Genomic DNA, 20,122 nt, shown 5'->3' with positions numbered 1-20,122 from the left:
ATGACTTCTCGCCAGCGCCAGTTTGAGCAACGTGTCACCCACCATTTAGCGATCATTTACGCCGGTATTCTTGATGATGCGCAATGTCAGGATCTCGCGGCACAATTGCTTGAACTGATGCTTAAAGGGGATGTGGTTCGCCAGCCCACACCCCATAAAAGTCGCTGGGATGAACGGGATGCAGTGTTGATTTGTTATGGCGACTCGGTGAATAAAACTCAGGCTCATGAACCCCATACGCTGCCCACTGAACCGCCTTTGTATACACTGAAAAAATTTCTCGATACCTACACCGAAGGCGCCATTAACTCGGTGCATATTTTGCCGTTTTACCCTTATTCGTCAGACGAGGGGTTTGCGGTGATGAATTACGTGCAAGTCAATGAGGCCCTTGGCAGTTGGCAGCATATAAACGATATCAGCAAAGATTACCGGCTGATGGCCGATTTAGTGATCAATCATTGTTCTAGTAAGAGTCTGTGGTTTAGTAACTTTATTGCTAACGTTGCCCCCGGAAAGGGCTACTTTAAAACGGCCAATGTCAGTGACAATCTAGACGACGTGGTGCGTCCACGCACATCTGAGCTACTCAATAAGGTGCGCACAGCAGCGGGTGAGCAACATGTGTGGTGCACTTTTAGTCATGATCAAGTGGACTTTGACTTCGCCAACCCACAGGTGTTGCGAGAGTTTGTGGCGATTATCCGCTTTTATCTCGACAACGGGGTACGTTTATTTCGCCTCGATGCGGTGGCCTTTTTGTGGAAAGTCCCCGGAACTTCCTGCATTAACTTGCCGCAAACACATGAAGTGGTGCGTCTGCTTCGCACTTTGATAGAACATGTGCAGCCACAGGCCATTATCATTACTGAAACCAATATTCCCAATGAGCAAAACCTCTCTTATTTTGGTAATGCCAATGAAGCCCATTGCATTTATAACTTCTCTTTACCTCCTTTGTTATTACACACCCTGACGACCGGTGACTGCACAGCACTGAAAAAGTGGATGATGCGCATGCCCCCCGCCCAAGATGGTACGGCCTATTTTAACTTTATAGCCTCCCATGACGGCATTGGCCTGCGCCCAGCAGAGGGCCTGTTAGATACCGTGCAAATTAATGCTCTGGTGGCCTGTATGCAGCGCTTTGGTGCCAAGGTGAGTTGGCGCACACAAAATGACGGTACGTTAGCGCCTTATGAAATCAACATCGCGTTGTTTGATGCCTTACAGGGAGCGCAGCAGGGGCCAGATAACTTTGCTGTGGCGCGATTTCTATGTGCTCATGCCATTATGTTGGCACTGGAGGGAATTCCCGGTGTGTATATTCACTCGCTCACGGGAACCGAAAACGACTATGAGCGTTTTAATAACACCCAGCATAATCGTGCCATTAATCGCCATCGTTGGCACTGGCATGACTTAGAGGCCAAATTGGCCGATCCACATAGCCATCACCAAAAGGTGCATCGTGGTATGTTGAATTTGCTTAAGATACGCGGGAAGCAAAAAGCTTTTCACCCCAATGCAACGCAGTTTACTTTGCACCTTGGCCAAGAAATTTTCGGCTTTTGGCGGCAAAGCGCCGACCGCCAACAAAGTATTTTTTGTCTGTTTAACATTAGCAACCAGCCACAAACCTTGTCACTGGAAGATTTAAACTTGGTGAACACCCAGCCGTGGTGCGATTTGCTCAGTGACATTGTCTATAAAGACATGAGCACATGCTTGAGCATGCGCCCTTATCAAGCTATATGGCTTACGAACACGACGACTTAAACGGGTTGCGTGTATCTTGACCACTTTCTAAGTTACGCATCAAAATGGCGTGTTCAAGGTCGATATCCTCGGGGATGGGAATACGCACTTGATGGCCAGAGCCTTTTGCATCACTAATACGCTCGCCCTTGGTGTTTTCCATGTGTTGTAAGTTAAAATGCACGTTGCCTTTAGGTGTCATTAACTCCAATGAGTGGCCGGTACAAAATTTATTTTTGACGTCTATTTCCGCCAAGCCATTTGCGGTTCGACCAAGCACCTCACCAACGAACTGCTGTGAATCAGAAATAGAGTGGCCATAGTCATAATTTTGATACTCTTGGTGCGCATGGCGTTTTAAAAAGCCTTCGGTATAGCCTCGGTGGGCGAGATGCTCGAGACTGCGCAGTAAGTTGGCGTCGAATGGCTTGCCAGCGACGGCGTCATCAATGGCTTGGCGGTACACCTGAGCCGTGCGTGCAACGTAATAGAACGACTTAGTACGGCCTTCTATTTTAAGACTATGAACGCCCATACGCGTCAGCGCATCCACATACTGCACGGCGCGCAGGTCTTTGGAGTTCATGATGTAGGTGCCGTGTTCATCCTCAAATGCTGGCATATACTCCCCCGGGCGGCCTTGCTCTTCAAGCATAAATACCTCATTGGTAGGCGCACCCAACCCAAGTGTTGGGTCCACCTTATGCACCACATCACCGGTCGGCGTTTCGGTGGCCGGTTGCACATCGTAGCTCCAGCGACAGGCATTCGTGCAGGTACCTTGGTTGGGGTCGCGTTTGTTGATGTAGCCACTGAGTAAGCAGCGCCCGGAATACGCCATGCATAACGCGCCATGGACAAACACTTCTAATTCGGTGTTAGGACACAGTTCGCGGATCTCTGCAATCTCTTGCAGTGATAACTCGCGCGATAGAATCACCCGCTCAACTCCCTGTTTGGCCCAAAACAGCACGCTGGCATAATTCACGGCGTTGGCTTGAACACTCAAGTGAATGGGCATATCAGGCCATTTTTCTCTCACCAACATAATAAGCCCCGGGTCAGACATGATCAGGGCATCGGGCTTCATGGCGATAACCGGCTCTATATCGCGCAAATAGGTTTTTATTTTGGCGTTGTGCGGCGCAATATTAGAAACCACATAAAGTTTTTTATTTTGCTGGTGGGCCTCATTTATACCAAGCTCGAGGTTAGCGAGGTTAAACTCGTTGTTTCGAACTCGCAAACTATAGCGAGGCTGTCCCGCATAGACGGCATCCGCGCCATAGGCAAAGGCGTAGCGCATATTTTTTAAACTACCCGCAGGGCTGAGCAGCTCTGGTGAAAATACAGACATAATGATTCCTTAACTGAGTCCAGGTCAGTGAAAAAATAGCTCGGCAGTGTAGCGGTGAGGGCGCTAGGATGGTTTGATATGGATCAGCTTTTGCTATTGCGTCAGCGTGGTAAGCACAGTAGGGCGGTAGAGCACATCATCACCGAAACGGGGTTGTCATCGCCCTGACTTGTTTATTCACTAAGCTCACGGGCGTAACAATGTAGTAGGATTTTCACGCTAAAGCGCGTATAATTCGCGCCCGGTAAAGTTTAACACTTAAAATTTAACGTTATTTGGAGCAAAACATGGCTTTAGAGCGCACTTTCTCTATCGTTAAGCCTGATGCGGTAGCTAAAAACCACATCGGTGCAATCTACAACCGTTTCGAAACTGCAGGTCTTAAGATCGTTGCATCAAAAATGGTTCACCTATCACAAGAGCAAGCTGAAGGCTTCTACGCTGAACACAAAGAGCGTCCTTTCTTCGGTGCCCTTGTTTCTTTCATGACTTCTGGCCCAGTAATGGTGCAAGTTCTTGAAGGTGAAGATGCAATCCGTAAAAACCGCGAAATCATGGGTGCGACTAACCCTGCGGAAGCGGCTGCTGGCACACTACGTGCTGACTACGCAGAAAGCATCGACGAAAACGCAGTACACGGTTCTGACGCGCCAGAGTCTGCGGCTCGCGAAATCGCTTACTTCTTCGCTGAAGAAGAAATCTGTCCTCGTACTCGTTAATTTCGAGCTACGACAACAGTCGCGGGAAGGGCTTTCGGGCCCTTTTCTTGTCCTTGTAATTCCTTAGTTTATTGGCACTGCAGCCAGTGTGCTAAGGAATTGCTATAATGGTTAAATTGTGTACAATTTGCCACCTTCGTTTTATCCGTCACCTGATAGAGGTTTGTTCATGGCCACGACTGAGAAAAAAATCAATTTACTCGATTTTAATCGCCAAGGAATGCGCGAGTATTTCGCATCCATTGGTGAAAAGCCGTTCCGCGCCGATCAGGTGATGAAGTGGATTTACCATTTTGGCATCGACAATTTCGACGACATGACCAATCTCAATAAAAAACTCAAAGCGCGACTGAGTGCTGAGTGTGAGATTCGCGCTCCGGAAATTTCGGTAAAGCAGCCATCCAGCGATGGCACTATCAAATATGCCTTGCTACTCGATGGTGGCCAAGAGGTAGAAACCGTTTGGATCCCGGAAAAAGATCGCGCCACCTTGTGCGTATCGTCGCAAGTGGGTTGTGCATTGGAATGTACTTTCTGCTCGACTGCACAACAGGGCTTTAACCGTAACCTCAAGGTTTCTGAAATCATCGGTCAGGTATGGCGTGTAGCCCGTGATATCGGTCTGCACGGTGACAGCACCCGTCGTCCTATCACCAATGTGGTGATGATGGGCATGGGAGAGCCACTGCTGAATTTGAAAAACGTGGTTCCGGCGATGGAATTGATGATGGATGATTGGGCGTTTGGTTTATCGAAGCGTCGCGTTACCTTGAGTACTTCAGGTGTGGTTCCAGCGCTTGATTTGTTAAAAGAGCAAATAGACGTGGCCTTGGCTATCTCCTTACACGCTCCGAATAACGAATTGCGTGATGAGCTAGTGCCGATTAATAAAAAGTACCCTATTGAAGAGTTTTTAGCGGCGTGTCGCCGTTATATTGACGGTTCAAAAGCGAATAAAGACATCACCATTGAGTATGTGATGCTGCAAGAAGTCAATGACAGCACCGATCATGCCCATGAATTAGTGAAAGTACTTAAAGGCACGCCATCGAAGGTTAACTTGATTCCTTTTAACCCTTTCCCTGGTAATGATTACGGGCGCTCAAGCAACAGTCGTATCGACCGCTTCTCTAAGGTACTGCAAGGGGCCGGTATTACCACCATCGTGCGTCGTACCCGAGGCGATGATATCGACGCCGCATGTGGTCAGCTGGTGGGTGATGTGGTCGATAGAACCAAACGTTTGGCCAAGAGAAAAGAGCGAGAAAAGAGCGCTATCGCTATAAATGTGGCTCAATAACAGAAAATATCGCCCTTTTGTTAAAAAATAGATGAAACAAAAGGGCTTTTCGGTAATATAGGTGCAATAACGGAATTAACGAGGCGACGCCATGCGCAAGCTTTTAGTGACCAGTGTCAGTTTACTCGCCTTAGGCGGGTGTGTAACCGAAAGCACCTATGTGGGCAGCGACCGGCCTGTAGTAGAAAAACGAATAAATAATGTCGACGCCGCGCGTACGCGCATTTCTTTAGCCCTCAACTATCTCTCGCAGGGCAACAGCACACAGGCGAAATATAACCTCGAACGCGCAGCTAAGTTTGCACCAGAGCTTCCTGAAGTACATTACTCGATGGCTTACTACTATCAACGAGTCGGTGAGCATCAGCGTGCCCAAGATGCTTACGAACGTGCAATTGAGCTCGAGCCGAATGATCCAAACACCTTGAATAATTATGGGGTGTTTTTATGTGATATTGGCGATTATGAAGGCGCGGTTGACAAGTTTATGTCAGCAATTGAAATTCCAAGCTATTTACGGGTGGCGGAAAGCTACGAAAACTTAGCTTTGTGCGCACTCGAATTTGATAAATTTGATGCCGCTGAGTCCTACCTTGAAGAAGCGTTGAATCACAGTTCTTTACGTGCTTCCAGCCTCATTAATTTAGCTGCAGTGCACTATGCTAAAAGCGATTTTTATAAAGCACAGCAGGTGCTCCAGCGTTATGAGCGCACTGGACGAGTTTCATCGCGGTCATTGTTACTTGGTTATTTGATTCAAGATCGTATGGGTCATGTGGAAGATGCGCGTAAATTAGCAGAAACCATCGAGCTGACGTACCCGTCCTCGATTGAAGCGCGTATTGTCCGCGAGCAGCGCTATAGCGCCAGTGAGTTTGAACAGTTGCGAGAGCAGTATCGCAAACACCAACTTTCTGAGTTGCAAGGGGTGATGCAAGATGACCGCATCGTTGCTAAGCCAAAAATCAAGGTGATGAAGAAGAAGTCGAGCACCTCGACAACACCTACCACAGCGCCGGTAGTCATCACTTCACCAGCGCAGCAACAGGCCGCAACCAGCAGTGCCGAGCAGACTCAAGAAATGGTCGACAGTGCTCATGAAAATAGCGACCTAGTTGCAAATGACGATACAGCAACCACAAATGACAAGGTAGAAGCAGCAAATACTGAGGTGGATACAGCCGCAGAAGCTGTTAAAGCACAAACCTCAGATACTGAAGCGACTCAAACCGAACAAAGTGCTACCGAGCAGGTTAATGCAGACTCTCAGGACATTGCGGTGGTCACGACCACCGATACCAGTGACGAGACAACGACCCCGAATCCAGAGCCGTCAGCTGCGCAATCTGCAGCACAGCCGAGTGACGATAATAGCGATGGCGAGCAGAGCGCACCGCAACAGCCTGCTGAAGCGCCGCAAGCAAGCGCCGAAATTGATGAACAATCAACGTCACCGGCCGATTTGCCAGAGCATGACTCCGCTGCACAAGATGAGCCTGCAACCACAGCCGTCACCGATGAGGTCGACACGGTTGCTGAGCAACAAAATGCTGAATTAGCGACCCAAAGCGAAGGGGCTGACAGTGCATCTGACGTAGTGGCCGAAAGCAATGACGGCGCCGAGCCGTCATCTTTACCCATCGATGAGCAAGCAATGGCACAGGTGAGTGATGCCCCTGCACAGAATGCGGGCGATGACACTACGCCTGTAGACAGTACGCAAGCGTCCGATGCACAGGCCTTAGCCAGTGAAGATGTGGTGGTACAGCAAAGTAATACTGAGCTCAGTGAAGGGGTCAGCGAGTTTATCGCTCAAGGCGCACAGGTCGACAGTGATGACCCATTGGCGCTGCCTTATCACGTAATGAAAAAAGGGGAGACCTTATTCAGTGTTTCTGCACGCTATAATATTCGCTTAAGCACATTGCGTGAATGGAATAACCTTAAGAGCGCAGATCACGTGCTCAGTGGTAGTAAAATTTACTTAAAAGAGCCGAACATTTATCATACTGTGCAAGAAGGAGATACGCTGTTTAATATCTCCACTCAGTATAACATTCTTCTGCAACGACTAATGGAATGGAATCAGCTAGATGAGGGCGCTCGCCTAGTACCCGGCGAGAAACTGTATTTAGTTGATCCTCAAAACTATTAAATATGAGCGAAAATAGTGAAATAACAGAGGAAAGTGCTCCATTAGAAATAGGGAAATATTTAGTACAAGCGAGGGAGCAACACAGGTTAAGCCAAGAACAAATGGCGAAAAGGCTAAACCTGACAGTGCAAAAGCTTGATGATTTAGAGCATGACCGCCTCGAAAAGCTCGGCCCGCCGATCTTTGTTAAAGGCTATGTGAAGGCTTACTGCAAAGTGGTAGGCCTAGATCATAAAGAATTGCTTGAGGGTTATGACCCACAAGATGACAGTGAACAAATCGCGGCCATGCAAAGCTTCTCGCGAAGAACTGAAAAAGAAGCCCATGACAGCCGCTTGATGCTGGTAAGCTATATTATCCTGGCTATCATCTTGGGCTCTTCCGCTATTTGGTGGTGGCAAAATAGTGATGACCCGCTGAGTTTGTCTACCCCAGAGTCCAGCACTGTGAGCTCGAACCCAATATCCAGTGAGGGGCCTGAAAACGCTGAGCAACAGCCAGTGCAACCAGGTGGCGAAATCCAAGAACAAAGTCAACAAACACCTGCTCCCGAAGCACAACAATCAGCGACGACGCTGAGCGCGCAAGAGCCACTGTCTGACACTGCGACAGAAGAGCGTGAAGAGACTGCTGATGCAGCACCTACAGCAAATACTGCAGTGCAAAGCGAGCCCTTAAAAAGTGGTCAGCAGCGTGTATATATGCGTTTTAGCGGTGAGTGTTGGGTGGCGGTAGAAGATGCTGATGGTAAGCGCCTAGTTTACGATATAAAAAATGCAGGACAAGAGCTTGAACTCATTGGCAAAGCGCCTTTTGCTGTCACGCTTGGCAAACACGATGTTGTTGATATCGAATTAAATGGTGAAGCGGTTGATATTTCACAGTTTCCGAAAAACCGCCTCGCTAAATTTTCATTACCGTTAACAGAGTAAGTAGTATGTTTTCAGAGTCACCGATCAAACGCCGCAAATCGACGCGTATTTATGTAGGTGATGTGCCTATTGGCGACGGCGCGCCAATTGCGGTGCAGTCCATGACCAATACCGACACCATGGACGTCGATGCCACAGTCAAGCAAATTCAAGCTATTGAGCAAGCAGGCGCAGACTTGGTGCGTGTCTCAGTGCCCACTATGGCGGCGGCTGAGGCGTTTAAAAGCATTAAAGAACAAGTGGATATTCCGTTAGTTACGGATATCCACTTTGACTATCGTATCGCGCTTAAAGTGGCTGAGTACGGCGCTGATTGCCTACGTATTAATCCCGGGAATATCGGTAATGAAGAGCGAATTCGAGCAGTCGTCGATGCCGCTGGTGAACGTAATATTCCGATTCGTATCGGTGTTAATGGCGGTTCACTAGAGCGTGACTTACAAGAGAAGTACGGCGAGCCAACGCCTGAAGCTCTGCTTGAGTCGGCGATGCGTCATGTGGAAATTTTACAGCGTCTCAACTTCGACCAGTTTAAAGTGTCCGTCAAAGCCTCCGATGTATTTTTGGCTGTCGGCGCATACCGATTGTTAGCACAAGAAATTGATCAGCCGTTGCATTTAGGGATCACCGAAGCAGGTGGTTTTCGTTCTGGCTCGGTGAAGTCAGCAGTCGGTTTAGGCATGCTCCTAGCCGAGGGGATTGGTGATACTTTACGGGTGTCGTTGGCGGCCGATCCTGTGCAAGAAATTAAAGTCGGCTTTGACATCCTTAAATCGTTGCGTATACGTTCGCGCGGTATTAACTTTATTGCCTGCCCAAGCTGTTCGCGTCAAGAGTTTGATGTGGTCTCCACCATGAACCAGCTTGAAGAGCGCCTCGAAGACGTGGTCAAGCCGATGACCGTTTCTGTGATCGGCTGCGTAGTCAATGGCCCGGGTGAAGCCTTGGTCAGTGATATTGGCTTAGCCGGGGCAAATCGCCGTTCAGGCCTGTATATCAACGGTCAGCGACAAAAGCTGCGTATCGATAACGATAACATTGTCGATCAACTTGAAGAGCAAGTGCGCGATTACCTCGCTAAACAAGAACAACAAACGCCAATCGACGTTAAATTAGTTGATTAAGCCTTGCTCTGCTACTTGGTGGTAGCGGCGCAAAAGGCTATAATGGCGCGCTTAATTTATCGACGCTTTGACATCGGCGCTTGAGCGCCTAAACAGAATTTTTGGGATTATCAGTGGCAAAACAAATTCAAGCAGTCCGTGGGATGAATGACATCCTACCGGGTGATACACAAGTTTGGCAGAAAGTGGAAGATACCTTGCGCCAGTGTGTGGCCTCTTTCGGTTATCAAGAAATCCGCTTCCCGATCGTTGAATCAACCGATCTTTTCAAGCGCTCTATTGGCGAAGTGACTGATATCGTAGAAAAGGAAATGTATACCTTTGCCGATCGTAACGGTGATAGCCTCACCTTACGTCCTGAGGGCACAGCGGTGTGTGTGCGTGCCGGGAACCAAAATGGTTTACTGTATAATCAAGAACAGCGCCTGTGGTATATGGGGCCTATGTTCCGCCATGAGCGCCCTCAAAAAGGTCGTTATCGCCAATTTCATCAGTTCGGTTTGGAAGTGTTTGGTATTGCCAGTGCTGATATTGATGCCGAAGTGATCATGCTTACTGCGCAGCTTTGGCAGCAATTTGGTATTAGCGAGCATGTGCGCCTCGAGCTTAATTCGTTGGGCTCCAATGAAGCGCGTGCACAATATCGTGATGCGCTTATTGCTTACCTAGCGCAGCACGAAGACAAGCTCGATGAAGATTCAAAGCGTCGTATGCACTCCAACCCACTGCGAGTGCTTGATAGTAAAAACCCTGATGTACAAGCCGTTCTGGCCGACGCACCTAAGTTATCTGAGCACTTAGATGATGAATCTAAAGCACATTTTGCAGATTTATGTGAACGTTTAGACGCAGCGGGTATCGAATATCAGGTTAACGAAAAACTCGTGCGTGGTCTTGATTACTACAACCGCACTGTGTTTGAGTGGGTGACTGATAGTTTGGGTGCCCAAGGCACAGTTTGTGCGGGCGGCCGTTACGATGGCTTAGTTGAGCAACTTGGTGGTAAAGCGACGCCTGCTGTTGGCTTTGCCATGGGTATGGAACGTTTGGTGTTGTTGTTGCAAGCATTAGATAGCGTCGGCGACATTCGCCGTGACGCCGATGTATACGTTGCAGCAATGGGTGACAGAGCCAGTATTCAAGCCCCCGTTATTGCTGCCCAGTTACGTGCGCAAGTGCCAGGTTTACGAGTGCTAGTACATGCCGGTGGTGGTAACTTTAAAAAACAATTAAAACGAGCCGATAAGAGCGGTGCTGAAGTAGCGCTGATCCTCGGTGAAGACGAACTTGAGCAGGGAGTGGTGACAGTGAAATACCTGCGTGAAGAAAAACCACAAGCAACCCACTCCTTGAATGAAATTACCCAGCTATTGGCTGAGATGATTTAGACCTGAGTCTACGAGGTAATAATGGAAATTTATTCAACAGAAGAACAACAAGCAGAAGCGATTAAGCGCTTTTTCAAAGAAAATGGTATTACGCTAGGCCTAGGTATTGTTATCGGTCTAGGTGGCTTATATGGCTGGAAAGCCTATAACCAAAACCAGTTAAGCAGCGCCGAGCAAGCATCTGATGCCTTTAACAAGGTGATTGAAGGTGCTGGGTCACAAGACAGTGATGTAGTTGCTAAAAGTGATGCCTTTATTGAGCAGTACAATGGCTCGAGCTATGCCGTGCTGGCGGCTTTCGTTGCAGCGAAAGAAGCGGTTGATAATGACGACTTAGCTCTGGCTGCTGAGAAGCTAACGTGGGCACAAAAAAATGCTGGCAAAGCAGAATTGCAAGCGATTGCTACCACGCGCTTAGCGCGTATTCAACTAGCTCAGAAAGACTATGATGCGGCACTGGCAACGCTTGATACGCAGTTACCTGAAAGCTATAAGGCCAATGTTGCCGAGCTCAAGGGTGATATTTACCTAGCTCAAGGCGATAAAGCACAAGCGCGGGCGTCGTACCAAGCGGCAGCAGACAATGGCGGTTTAGAGAGTAACCCTTTACTACAAGTGAAGTTAGACGATTTAGCCGAGCAGACTCCAGCAGCTTAAGGAGTGGGTAGTATGAAAAAGTTAACCCTGGCAGGCTTAGCACTGTGTATGGCGTCGCTCACCGGTTGCTCTTCCAGTGATGAAGATGAGTTGGTGTTACCAGAGATTGCCAACCAGTTTGAAACGCAAGTGTTGTGGCAAGAAACTGTGGGAGATGGTGTAGAGCATTATTTTTCTCGTTTACAGCCCGCTGTTTATAAAGACCGCGTCTTTGTTGCCTCGCGTTTTGGTGAAGTACAAGCATTGTCATTAACTGATGGCGACGTCTTGTGGGAGAACGATGTGCGCGCAGACGCCTCGTTTTGGCCATGGGAAAGCACAGACAGCGCCAAACTCTCAGGTGGTATCTTGCAAGCCTATGGCAAGCTATTTATCGGCTCGGAGCATGGCCAAGTGGTTGCTCTTGACCGAGAAACTGGTGAGGTCATTTGGCGTAAAAGTGTTCCTGGTGAAGCGCTATCAAAGCCCGCCGCCGGAGATGGCCTGGTTTACGTTAACTTAGGCTCGGGTAAGTTACTGGCGTTACATCCTGATAGCGGGGAAGAGCGCTGGCGCTATGAGCAAGAAGTGCCGCCGTTGACCTTGCGTGGCCTAAGTGCTCCCACTGTCGCGAATGGCGGAGTCTTAGTGGGTGAAGAGACGGGTAAGTTATCCGTGCTTATTTCTGACAGTGGATTTGCCGCGTGGCAGGCAGATATTGCCCAGCCTAAAGGTGCTTCTGAGTTCGAACGTTTAGTCGACGTTGACACTGAGCCCAAAGTAAGCGGCTCTATGGTGTACACCTTAGCTTATAACGGCAACTTAGCTGCCGTTGATATTCGCTCTGGTAACGTGGTCTGGAAGCGTGAATACAGCAGCTACCGCGAATTCAGTATTGTTGGTACTACGATTTATGTGGTCGATTCTGATGGTGTTATCTATGCTTTAGATAAGAGTTCGGGGATCGAACGCTGGTCACAGCCAGCACTGCGTGGCTGGTATATCACAGGCCCTGCAGTACTAGGTGATTACCTCGCTGTGGGTGACCAAGAAGGTAACTTGCACTGGCTAGACCGCAACAGCGGTGAGTTAGTCGCTCGTCACGAGTTTGATGGCTCAGGGTTTTACGTTGAACCTGTGGTTGCTGATGATCGCTTGATCATTGTCACGCGCGATGGCGAAGTAAGCGCCGTTAAAGCGCCGTAAGTTAGATTAATTGGGCTTTGCCCTAAAATAGGCTTCGCCTTCAGGCCAATTGGTCATGGCGGAGCTTTTTTGTTGTTTAAGAGGTATATTATGCTTCCTGTGATCGCCTTAGTGGGGCGACCTAATGTTGGTAAGTCGACATTGTTTAACCGCTTAACTCGCACTCGAGATGCGCTCGTTGCTGATTTTCCCGGGCTCACTCGTGATCGTAAATATGGTCAAGCGAGCTATGATGGCTATGACTTTATTGTGGTCGACACCGGTGGTATCGATGGCTCTGAAGAGGGCATAGAAACAGAAATGGCGGAGCAATCGTTGTTGGCGATTGATGAAGCCGATGTGGTGCTGTTTTTAGTCGATGCTCGAGCTGGCATGACGGTGGCTGATCAGGCCATTGCCCACCACCTGCGTAAGCAGGAAAAAAAGGTGTTCTTGGTAGCAAATAAAACCGACGGCATCGATGCTGATTCCAACTGTGCGGAGTTTTATCAGTTAGCCCTCGGTGAGGTATACCAGATTGCAGCTGCCCACGGTCGTGGTATAGCTGGGCTACTTACTACAGCATTGCACCCGGTTATCGAAGAGCTCAGCGCATTAGAGGCTGGCACTGAGGAAGAAGCCTTTGCTGCGTTTGATCACGACGGTGAGCTGAGCGACGAAGCTCAGCAAGAGCTGGAGAATCAAGCCATAAAGTTGGCTATTATTGGTCGCCCTAATGTTGGTAAGTCAACACTCACTAACCGTATCCTTGGCGAGGAAAGGGTGATTGTTTATGATATGCCAGGTACCACACGAGACTCCATTTATATACCTATGACTCGCAATGAGCGCGAGTATGTGTTGATAGACACTGCCGGTGTTCGAAAGCGCAAGAAAGTCAGTGATGTGGTTGAGAAGTTTTCGGTGATTAAAACGCTCAAGGCCATAGAAGATGCGAACGTCGTGCTGTTGGTGATTGATGCGCGCACAGGCATTTCCGATCAAGACCTAAGCTTGCTTGGTTTTGCCCTCAATGCCGGACGCTCCTTGGTATTGGCGGTAAATAAATGGGACGGACTGGATACCGATGTCAAAGACCGTATTAAGTCTGAGTTAGACCGCCGTCTTGGCTTTGTTGACTTTGCGCGTATTCACTTTATCTCAGCGCTGCACGGCACTGGGGTAGGGCATTTATTTGAGTCGGTGGAAGAAGCCTTTGATAGCGCTACTAAACGAATTAGCACGGCGATGTTACGGCGGATCATGGATATGGCACAGGCGGATCACCAACCACCTTTGGTGCGTGGTCGTCGAGTGAAGTTAAAGTATGCGCACGCCGGTGGCTATAACCCACCGCGTATCGTTATTCATGGTAACCAAGTGCATGAGTTGCCGGATAGCTATAAGCGTTACTTAATGAACTATTATCGCAAAGCCCTAGACATCATGGGGACGCCGATCAAAATTGAATTCCGTGAAGGGGATAACCCTTATGCGGGACGCAGTAATAAAATGACCTTATCACAGCGACGGAAGCTGAAAAAAATCAGCCAAGAGTCTAAAGGTAAGTAATGAAAGCGGCGCAATTAGAGCGCCGTTTTTGTTTATTTTATACGCCCTTAGCGCTATTCTTAAGCTATTGTTCAGAAATAAAACGAGTGGCTATGAAGTGCGTAGGGACGACTATCTTCGTTGATAATGTCGAAGAAGTGCTGGATTTTTATTACCAAGCTTTTGGTTTATCGACACACTACATTGACGAGCAAGGCACTTACGGCGAACTAGCCTGCGGGATCGCCAAAATCGCCTTTGCCAGCCATCCATTTGCGCAATCACGCTTTCGCCAAGAATATATCCGTACTCAGCCAAAGCAACCGGCACTGGGCTTTGAGTTGAGTTTATGCTGCGATAATGTTGCCCAGAGCTTTGCTAAAGCGGTGGCCGCTGGGGCTGAACCACTGTCGCCACCGGCAACTCATCAAGGGCTCACCTACGCCTATGTGCGCACCCTGGAGGGGACTTTAGTTGTGCTCAGCAATGAGCCATAAAAAAGCCGCTCTAGGCGGCTTGTTTGGTTATTGAATTTCGCCGAGCTTTTCGGCTTGCTCTTTACAGCGGTTGTAGATTTCTTGGCACTGGGCCACGCACACGGTGTTGGTCATACTCTCTTCAACGGTGCTGTTGCTACAGTTGGTTTCACACTGAAAATTTTGCTGCGCACACTGGTTAAGCTCAGGGTTTTCCACACTATTCTGACAGCCACTTAGAGCGGCGACTAAAGCTAACGCGAAAATCGCTTTCATGGTATTCATCCCTTTTATTTTTCTGTTACTTAGCTGCAGTCTAGCGTTAAATTATCGATAAGTCTCACTTTATCCAAATAGGCGGCCACTAATAACACCAGCTCAGAGTCTTTGGCAGTCGCTGCTGTCAGTCGATTGCGCTCAGCCACATTAAAGTAATCGATACGCAGTCCTTGTTGTTCTATGCGGGCGATAGCTTGATGCTCCAAGTCGGCAAAGTCGTTATTACCGGCCTGTATTTGTTCTTTGACCCATTGCAAGGTAGTGAACAAGGTGCTCGCTTGCTGCTTTTGCGCTTCATTAAGATAGTTATTCCGAGAGCTTAGTGCTAAACCATTCACATCTCGTTGGGTTGGCACACCGATGACCTCTATAGGCATGGACAGGTCGCGCACCATGGTTTTTATAACTTGTAGCTGCTGAAAGTCTTTCTCGCCAAAACAGGCGAAGTCAGGCTGTACTAAATTGAAAAGCTTAGTGACCACGGTGGCAACACCGCGAAAGTGTCCTGGGCGGGCACCGCCGCAATAACCCAATGACACGCCAGGGACGTCAACATAGCTTTGACTTTCTAAGCCATTGGGGTAGATGGTTTGTACCGTGGGAGTAAATAAGTAATCGGCACCGCGCTCACTCAACCCCTGTTGATCAGCTTTTAAGGTACGCGGGTACGCATCTAAATCCTCATTGGCACCAAATTGCATGGGATTAACAAAAATACTGACGACCACCTTATCTGCTAACGTTTTCGCTTTATCAACAAGTGAGTAGTGCCCCTCATGTAAGTTGCCCATAGTTGGAACAAAGGCGATGCTCAACCCCGCTTGGCGCCAAGACTTAATTTGGCTGCGTAGTGAGCGAATTTCGCTGGTAGTCTGCATAGCTATCTTCGTCTAATTGAATTCATGGTCAGGGCCAGGAAAGGCACCACTTTTTACATCTTCACAAAACTTCTGCACCGCCGCAGGCATGTTACCGGTTTCGGCAAGAAAGTTTTTCGAGAATTTGGGAATATACCCTGCGGAAATACCGACTAAATCATGCATAACCAGAATCTGTCCATCGGTCTGGTTGCCTGCGCCAATGCCTATAGTGGGAATATTCACCGCATCGGTGATGGCTTTGGCTAAGGCACTAGGTATGCATTCAAGTACCAAAAGCTGCGCTCCAGCTTGCTCTAACGCCTGCGCATCGGCAATCATTTTCTGCGCCTGCGCTTGGTCACGGCCTTGAATTTTAAAGCCGCCAAACACATGGACCGATTGCGGCGTTAGTCCCAAATGTCCACAGACCGGCACGCCTTGCTGAGTGAGAGCTCGGATACTGTCATGCAGCCACTCACCGCCTTCCACCTTAACCATGTTGGCACCGGCACGCATCAGCTTGGCAGCATTCTCGCAGCTTGCAGCAACAGTGTTGTAAGTCATAAATGGCATATCAGCGATGACAAACAAATCGCGGCTGCCAGCGCGAACGCAACGCGTGTGATATGCAATATCCTCTATGCTGACTGCGAGCGTATCATCACTGCCTTGCAGCACCATGCCGAGGGAGTCACCGACCAATACGGCATCAACGCCATTGTCGGCAAAAAGTTTGGCAAAACTGGCATCATAGGCTGTAAGCGAGGTTATTTTTTCACCTGCTTGTTTTTTCTTTGCCAGAGTAGAAACTGAGATCTTCGCCATATGCTGTCCTTATTAGAGTTGTTCTAAGCCATTGCGTGGGGTATTGGCCACGAGGCGTTGCAGCGAGCTGCCATCTGGTAGTTGTAAATCAGGAGCTAGCTCATGAAGTGGGTAGAGCACAAATTCACGCTCTTTCATACCGTAATGTGGCACTGTGAGGCGGGCATCATCAATGCATTGCTCACCAAATAAGAGGATATCGATATCTAAAGTCCGTGGCCCCCAGCGCTCGGCCTTGCGTATCCGACCGAGTCGTTGTTCAATCGCTTGAGTGGCATCGAGCAGTTGGTGTGCGCCTAAGGTGCATTGCATTGCGAGCACCGCATTCACATAGTCGGGCTGATCTTGCGGCCCCATAGGTTTACTGGCGTACAGCGCCGAGCAGCGGTGTGCTGTGGTGCCCGGCAGAGCCTTGAGTTCAGTAATGGCATGGTGTAATTGGGCGATAGGGTCGCCTTGGTTTGCACCTAATCCTAAGTACACCTGAGTCATTATTGTGACTCACCCTTAGGTTTATTGCGGTTGCGTGAGCCGCCGCTACGACGACGCCGGCGTGGGCGGTTATTGCCTCCTAGGGCTTTGACCATCATCTTTTGACCGTTTACATCAGCATTAAGGTAGGCACTCCACCAATCAGCCAGCTCTTTTAGGTCTTCTTGACCGCTATCTACCAGTAGCAACATAAAGTCGTAAGCGGCTTTAAAGCGTGGCTGCTGGCTCAGGCGATAGGCACGTTGGCCACCGCGTTTATCAAAGCGGTGCTGAATGTGCCAAATGTCTCGTGCTCCTAGTGTGAAGCGCTTTGGCACTGCCACATGTTGGGCGTTTTCCGATAAAATTTGGTTCATGGCCGCAGCCAAGGCTTCAAAATGTGGCAATTGATCGCGTTGCATCAACAACTGACAACGCTCTAACAGCGGGAACCACAGCAGTGCGGCAAAAATAAACGCCGGGGTGACTTTCTTGTCGCCGTTAATCCGCACATCGGTATTGGCAAACATCTGCGCTATAAAACGCTCTTCTTGGCCACCTGGGTTGGCATCAAGCAGCTTGTCTAATGCGGGAAATAAATACTTAAACAACCCATATTGGCGCAAAGCATGGAAATTAGCTTCGGCTTTGCCGCCCAAAAACAACTTCAAACACTCTTCAAACAAACGAGCCGGCGGGATATGGGCAAGTAAGTCAGCCAATTCAGTAATGGGTTTTGCTGTAGCGCTGCTAATGCTCATGTCTAATTTGGTGGCAAAGCGAATGGCACGCAACATACGCACAGGGTCTTCACGGTAGCGTGTTTCTGGGTCGCCGATGAGCTCTATGCGGCGGCCTTTAATGGCAGCAACGCCATTAGCATAATCATAAATGCAGAAATCTTTAATTGAGTAATACAGCGCATTGATAGTGAAATCACGGCGCTCGGCGTCCTCGTCGATAGTGCCGTATACATTGTCACGGAGCAGTTGACCGTGTTCAGATGACTGACTGACGTTATTTTTTGAGTCTTGCGCCTCGTGGTGACCACGCATGGTCGCCACTTCAATGATCTCGCGGCCAAATACGATGTGCGCGAGACGAAAGCGACGACCAATTAAACGACAGTTGCGAAACAGTTTCTTAACCTGCTCTGGCGTCGCATTGGTCACCACATCAAAGTCTTTAGGTTGCAGACCCAGCAGCAAATCGCGCACACAACCACCGACCAAGTAGGCTTCAAAGCCACCATCTTTGAGTCGGTATAATACTTTTAACGCGTTAGGGCTAAACTGGCTGCGCGAAATCCCGTGCTCACTGCGGGGGATAATCACCGGCTCATCGAGTGTCCCTACGGTTGCTGAGTGGGTGTCAATGTGCTCTTTTGCGGACAATGCTTGTCGGCAAAAATGAAACAATTTGGAAATGATAATCGCTCTCCTAGGCTGCATTTATGGCGATTTTAGAAGTGGCTTATAATATACCAGCGCGGCGGAAAAATTAAGCGAGGGAGCAAAAAATCCCGGCTTTATAGGGTGGTTAATTCGGTGTTGCCTGCTTCGTTTTCACTTACTTGCACTTCTAAGGCCTGACGTAGCTGTATCTTAGGGTATTGGCTAACGGCCCAGTCGACAATGGTTGTAGCGCGCTCGTGGATCAGTTCAGGGTCCGGCTGAAAGCCTAAAAAGCGCAATGCATCCAGTAGCGCCGGTTGCGGATGTGCACGTTCGATGGCTGGCGCGTAATTTTGCTTCGACAGTTTAAACCCTGGGCTGGCCACGGCTAACGGCAGATGCATATAGCTTGGCGGGGTTGCCCCTAGTTCAGTAAATAAGCCGATTTGCCGTGCGCTGGGGATAAGTAAGTCGGCACCACGGACCACATCGGTAATGCCTTGGTCAATATCATCGACAACCACGACCAGTTGATATGCAAACAAGCCGTCTCGACGCTTAATAATGTAGTCTTCGCGCGCTTGTTGCGCCGCGATGCTCACCTCGCCCTGCAAGCGGTCTTCAAAGCGCTCGATAATCTGGTTTTGAACTAATCTGAGGGCATATTCATCACCGCTCACCGTCAAGTTGCGGCAGCGATTATCATAGACGCCACCCATGGCTTTAATTTGTTTGCGAGTGCATTGACAGCGGTAAATTAAACCTCGGTCATAAAGTTCATCGGTGATTGCTTGATAGCGTTCTAAACGTTGGCTTTGGTAAACGACGTCACCATGCCAATGCAGTGCATAGGCTTCGAGGGTTTTTAGAATGTCGGTATCAGCGCCGGCTTTGACGCGTGGAGTGTCAATATCTTCAATGCGAACGAGCCAGCGGCCATGATGACAGCGGGCATCTAGGTAGCTACCAAGAGCAGCTACCAGAGAGCCGAAATGCAGGGGACCGGATGGGGAAGGGGCAAAACGGCCAACGTAATGGCGCGCGGCAGGTGTGCTCGTGCCCAAACCCGTAGTTGTCATGGTTGATTAACCGCGACCGGCTTGCTTCTCTTTAATCTCAGCGAGTGATTTACAGTCCACACACAAATCTGCAGTTGGTCGCGCTTCTAAGCGGCGAATACCGATTTCAATACCACAAGATTCGCAATAACCAAACTCGTCTTCATCGATAAGTGTGAGGGTTTTTTCAATCTTTTTAATTAGCTTACGTTCGCGGTCACGAGTGCGAAGTTCCAAAGAGAACTCTTCCTCTTGCGCGGCACGATCGACTGGGTCTGGAAAGTTAGCCGCTTCATCCGCCATATGGGTCTTGGTGCGGTCAACTTCATTTCTCAGTTCGTTACGCCATGATTCCAGAATTTTGCGAAAGTGAGCACGTTGCTGCTCATTCATATACTCTTCGCCTGGCTGTTCTTGATACGGTTCTAACCCCGCCTGAGCGATTAACCCTAGTTTACGCTGCTCTGGCATAACACTCTCCTAAATCCTTAATATACAGTCCCCGGAAATAACCGGCGGCTATAAATAGCAGAATACCACCCCCTTAGCAAACACTTTTTTCTTAACCCGATGGCGACTGAATCCATCATGACTGGTAAAAAGGAACGATAAAGTGTGGCGTTTATTCTTTTCTTAATTCAGCTTTATATGGTG

19 protein-coding genes are annotated in these 20,122 nt (G+C 48.9%); 11 read left to right on the top strand and 8 right to left on the bottom strand.

From position 1 onward, the window contains the following. Positions 1-1,779 (top strand): sugar phosphorylase, encoded by a 1,779-nt coding sequence (locus MHM95_RS08835; protein ID WP_239385061.1) that lies wholly within the window; start codon positions 1-3, stop codon positions 1,777-1,779. Here MHM95_RS08835 and yegQ read toward each other — a convergent pair. Further along, entirely contained in the window at positions 1,760-3,115 is a 1,356-nt protein-coding gene (gene yegQ, locus MHM95_RS08830) for a tRNA 5-hydroxyuridine modification protein YegQ (RefSeq protein ID WP_022943788.1), read from the bottom strand. The two genes, MHM95_RS08835 and yegQ, sit on opposite strands and share 20 nt — an antisense overlap. 287 nt (positions 3,116-3,402) lie before the next feature. Here yegQ and ndk point away from each other — a divergent pair, with 287 nt between their 5' ends. The 10 genes from ndk (at position 3,403) to MHM95_RS08780 (ending at position 14,602) form a co-directional block, all read left to right on the top strand. Continuing rightward, on the top strand, positions 3,403-3,834 hold the full coding sequence (gene ndk / locus MHM95_RS08825) for a nucleoside-diphosphate kinase (protein ID WP_130148693.1): 432 nt from the start codon (positions 3,403-3,405) through the stop codon (positions 3,832-3,834). A gap of 169 nt (positions 3,835-4,003) precedes the next feature. Then, positions 4,004-5,134 (top strand): bifunctional tRNA (adenosine(37)-C2)-methyltransferase TrmG/ribosomal RNA large subunit methyltransferase RlmN, encoded by a 1,131-nt coding sequence (locus tag MHM95_RS08820; RefSeq protein WP_022943790.1) that lies wholly within the window; start codon positions 4,004-4,006, stop codon positions 5,132-5,134. Positions 5,135-5,225: 91 nt separating this feature from the next. Continuing rightward, positions 5,226-7,289, top strand: coding sequence for a type IV pilus biogenesis/stability protein PilW (gene pilW / locus MHM95_RS08815; protein ID WP_239385060.1), 2,064 nt, complete (start codon positions 5,226-5,228; stop codon positions 7,287-7,289). 2 nt (positions 7,290-7,291) lie between these two features. After that, complete coding sequence (locus MHM95_RS08810) at positions 7,292-8,221, top strand: RodZ domain-containing protein (RefSeq protein WP_239385059.1); 930 nt, start codon at positions 7,292-7,294, stop codon at positions 8,219-8,221. A gap of 5 nt (positions 8,222-8,226) precedes the next feature. Further along, the gene (gene ispG / locus MHM95_RS08805) at positions 8,227-9,345 is read left to right on the top strand and encodes a flavodoxin-dependent (E)-4-hydroxy-3-methylbut-2-enyl-diphosphate synthase (protein ID WP_239385058.1); all 1,119 of its coding nucleotides are present in this window, start codon (positions 8,227-8,229) and stop codon (positions 9,343-9,345) included. A 113-nt stretch (positions 9,346-9,458) separates the two neighbouring features. Next, positions 9,459-10,733 (top strand): histidine--tRNA ligase, encoded by a 1,275-nt coding sequence (gene hisS, locus MHM95_RS08800; RefSeq protein ID WP_239385057.1) that lies wholly within the window; start codon positions 9,459-9,461, stop codon positions 10,731-10,733. A 21-nt stretch (positions 10,734-10,754) separates the two neighbouring features. Continuing rightward, positions 10,755-11,390 (top strand): tetratricopeptide repeat protein, encoded by a 636-nt coding sequence (locus MHM95_RS08795; RefSeq protein ID WP_022944278.1) that lies wholly within the window; start codon positions 10,755-10,757, stop codon positions 11,388-11,390. A gap of 12 nt (positions 11,391-11,402) precedes the next feature. Beyond that, on the top strand, positions 11,403-12,575 hold the full coding sequence (bamB, locus tag MHM95_RS08790; protein ID WP_022944277.1) for an outer membrane protein assembly factor BamB: 1,173 nt from the start codon (positions 11,403-11,405) through the stop codon (positions 12,573-12,575). A 90-nt stretch (positions 12,576-12,665) separates the two neighbouring features. After that, complete coding sequence (gene der / locus MHM95_RS08785) at positions 12,666-14,126, top strand: ribosome biogenesis GTPase Der (protein ID WP_022944276.1); 1,461 nt, start codon at positions 12,666-12,668, stop codon at positions 14,124-14,126. 92 nt (positions 14,127-14,218) lie between these two features. Then, positions 14,219-14,602 (top strand): VOC family protein, encoded by a 384-nt coding sequence (locus MHM95_RS08780; RefSeq protein WP_239385230.1) that lies wholly within the window; start codon positions 14,219-14,221, stop codon positions 14,600-14,602. A 27-nt stretch (positions 14,603-14,629) separates the two neighbouring features. Here MHM95_RS08780 and MHM95_RS08775 read toward each other — a convergent pair whose 3' ends face one another. The 7 genes from MHM95_RS08775 to dksA all read right to left on the bottom strand — a co-directional run bounded on the left by MHM95_RS08775 (position 14,630) and on the right by dksA (position 19,939). Beyond that, a complete protein-coding gene (locus MHM95_RS08775) occupies positions 14,630-14,866 on the bottom strand; it encodes a hypothetical protein (RefSeq protein WP_026111017.1) in 237 nt (78 codons plus the stop codon). Positions 14,867-14,886: 20 nt separating this feature from the next. Next, positions 14,887-15,738, bottom strand: coding sequence for a pantoate--beta-alanine ligase (gene panC, locus MHM95_RS08770; RefSeq protein ID WP_045979689.1), 852 nt, complete (start codon positions 15,736-15,738; stop codon positions 14,887-14,889). Between the two features lie 12 nt (positions 15,739-15,750). Next, a complete protein-coding gene (gene panB / locus MHM95_RS08765) occupies positions 15,751-16,545 on the bottom strand; it encodes a 3-methyl-2-oxobutanoate hydroxymethyltransferase (protein WP_053910018.1) in 795 nt (264 codons plus the stop codon). 12 nt (positions 16,546-16,557) lie between these two features. Next, positions 16,558-17,037 carry a 2-amino-4-hydroxy-6-hydroxymethyldihydropteridine diphosphokinase gene (gene folK, locus MHM95_RS08760; protein WP_239385056.1) on the bottom strand — a complete coding sequence of 160 codons (480 nt, stop codon included), beginning with the start codon at positions 17,035-17,037 and terminating at the stop codon, positions 16,558-16,560. Then, entirely contained in the window at positions 17,037-18,347 is a 1,311-nt protein-coding gene (gene pcnB, locus MHM95_RS08755) for a polynucleotide adenylyltransferase PcnB (protein ID WP_239385229.1), read from the bottom strand. Before pcnB ends, folK begins: the two co-directional genes overlap by 1 nt. Positions 18,348-18,544: 197 nt before the next feature. Continuing rightward, positions 18,545-19,489, bottom strand: coding sequence for a tRNA glutamyl-Q(34) synthetase GluQRS (gluQRS, locus tag MHM95_RS08750; protein ID WP_239385055.1), 945 nt, complete (start codon positions 19,487-19,489; stop codon positions 18,545-18,547). A gap of 6 nt (positions 19,490-19,495) precedes the next feature. Next, the gene (dksA, locus tag MHM95_RS08745; RefSeq protein WP_022944268.1) at positions 19,496-19,939 is read right to left on the bottom strand and encodes an RNA polymerase-binding protein DksA; all 444 of its coding nucleotides are present in this window, start codon (positions 19,937-19,939) and stop codon (positions 19,496-19,498) included. Positions 19,940-20,122: the final 183 nt, after the last annotated feature.

This window comes from Pseudoalteromonas sp. CnMc7-15, from assembly GCF_022347925.1.
GTDB classification, from domain to species: Bacteria; Pseudomonadota; Gammaproteobacteria; order Enterobacterales; family Alteromonadaceae; genus Pseudoalteromonas; species Pseudoalteromonas ruthenica.
The sequence above is the reverse complement of the archived record's forward strand: the minus strand, read 5'-3'. Positions and strand labels throughout refer to the sequence as shown.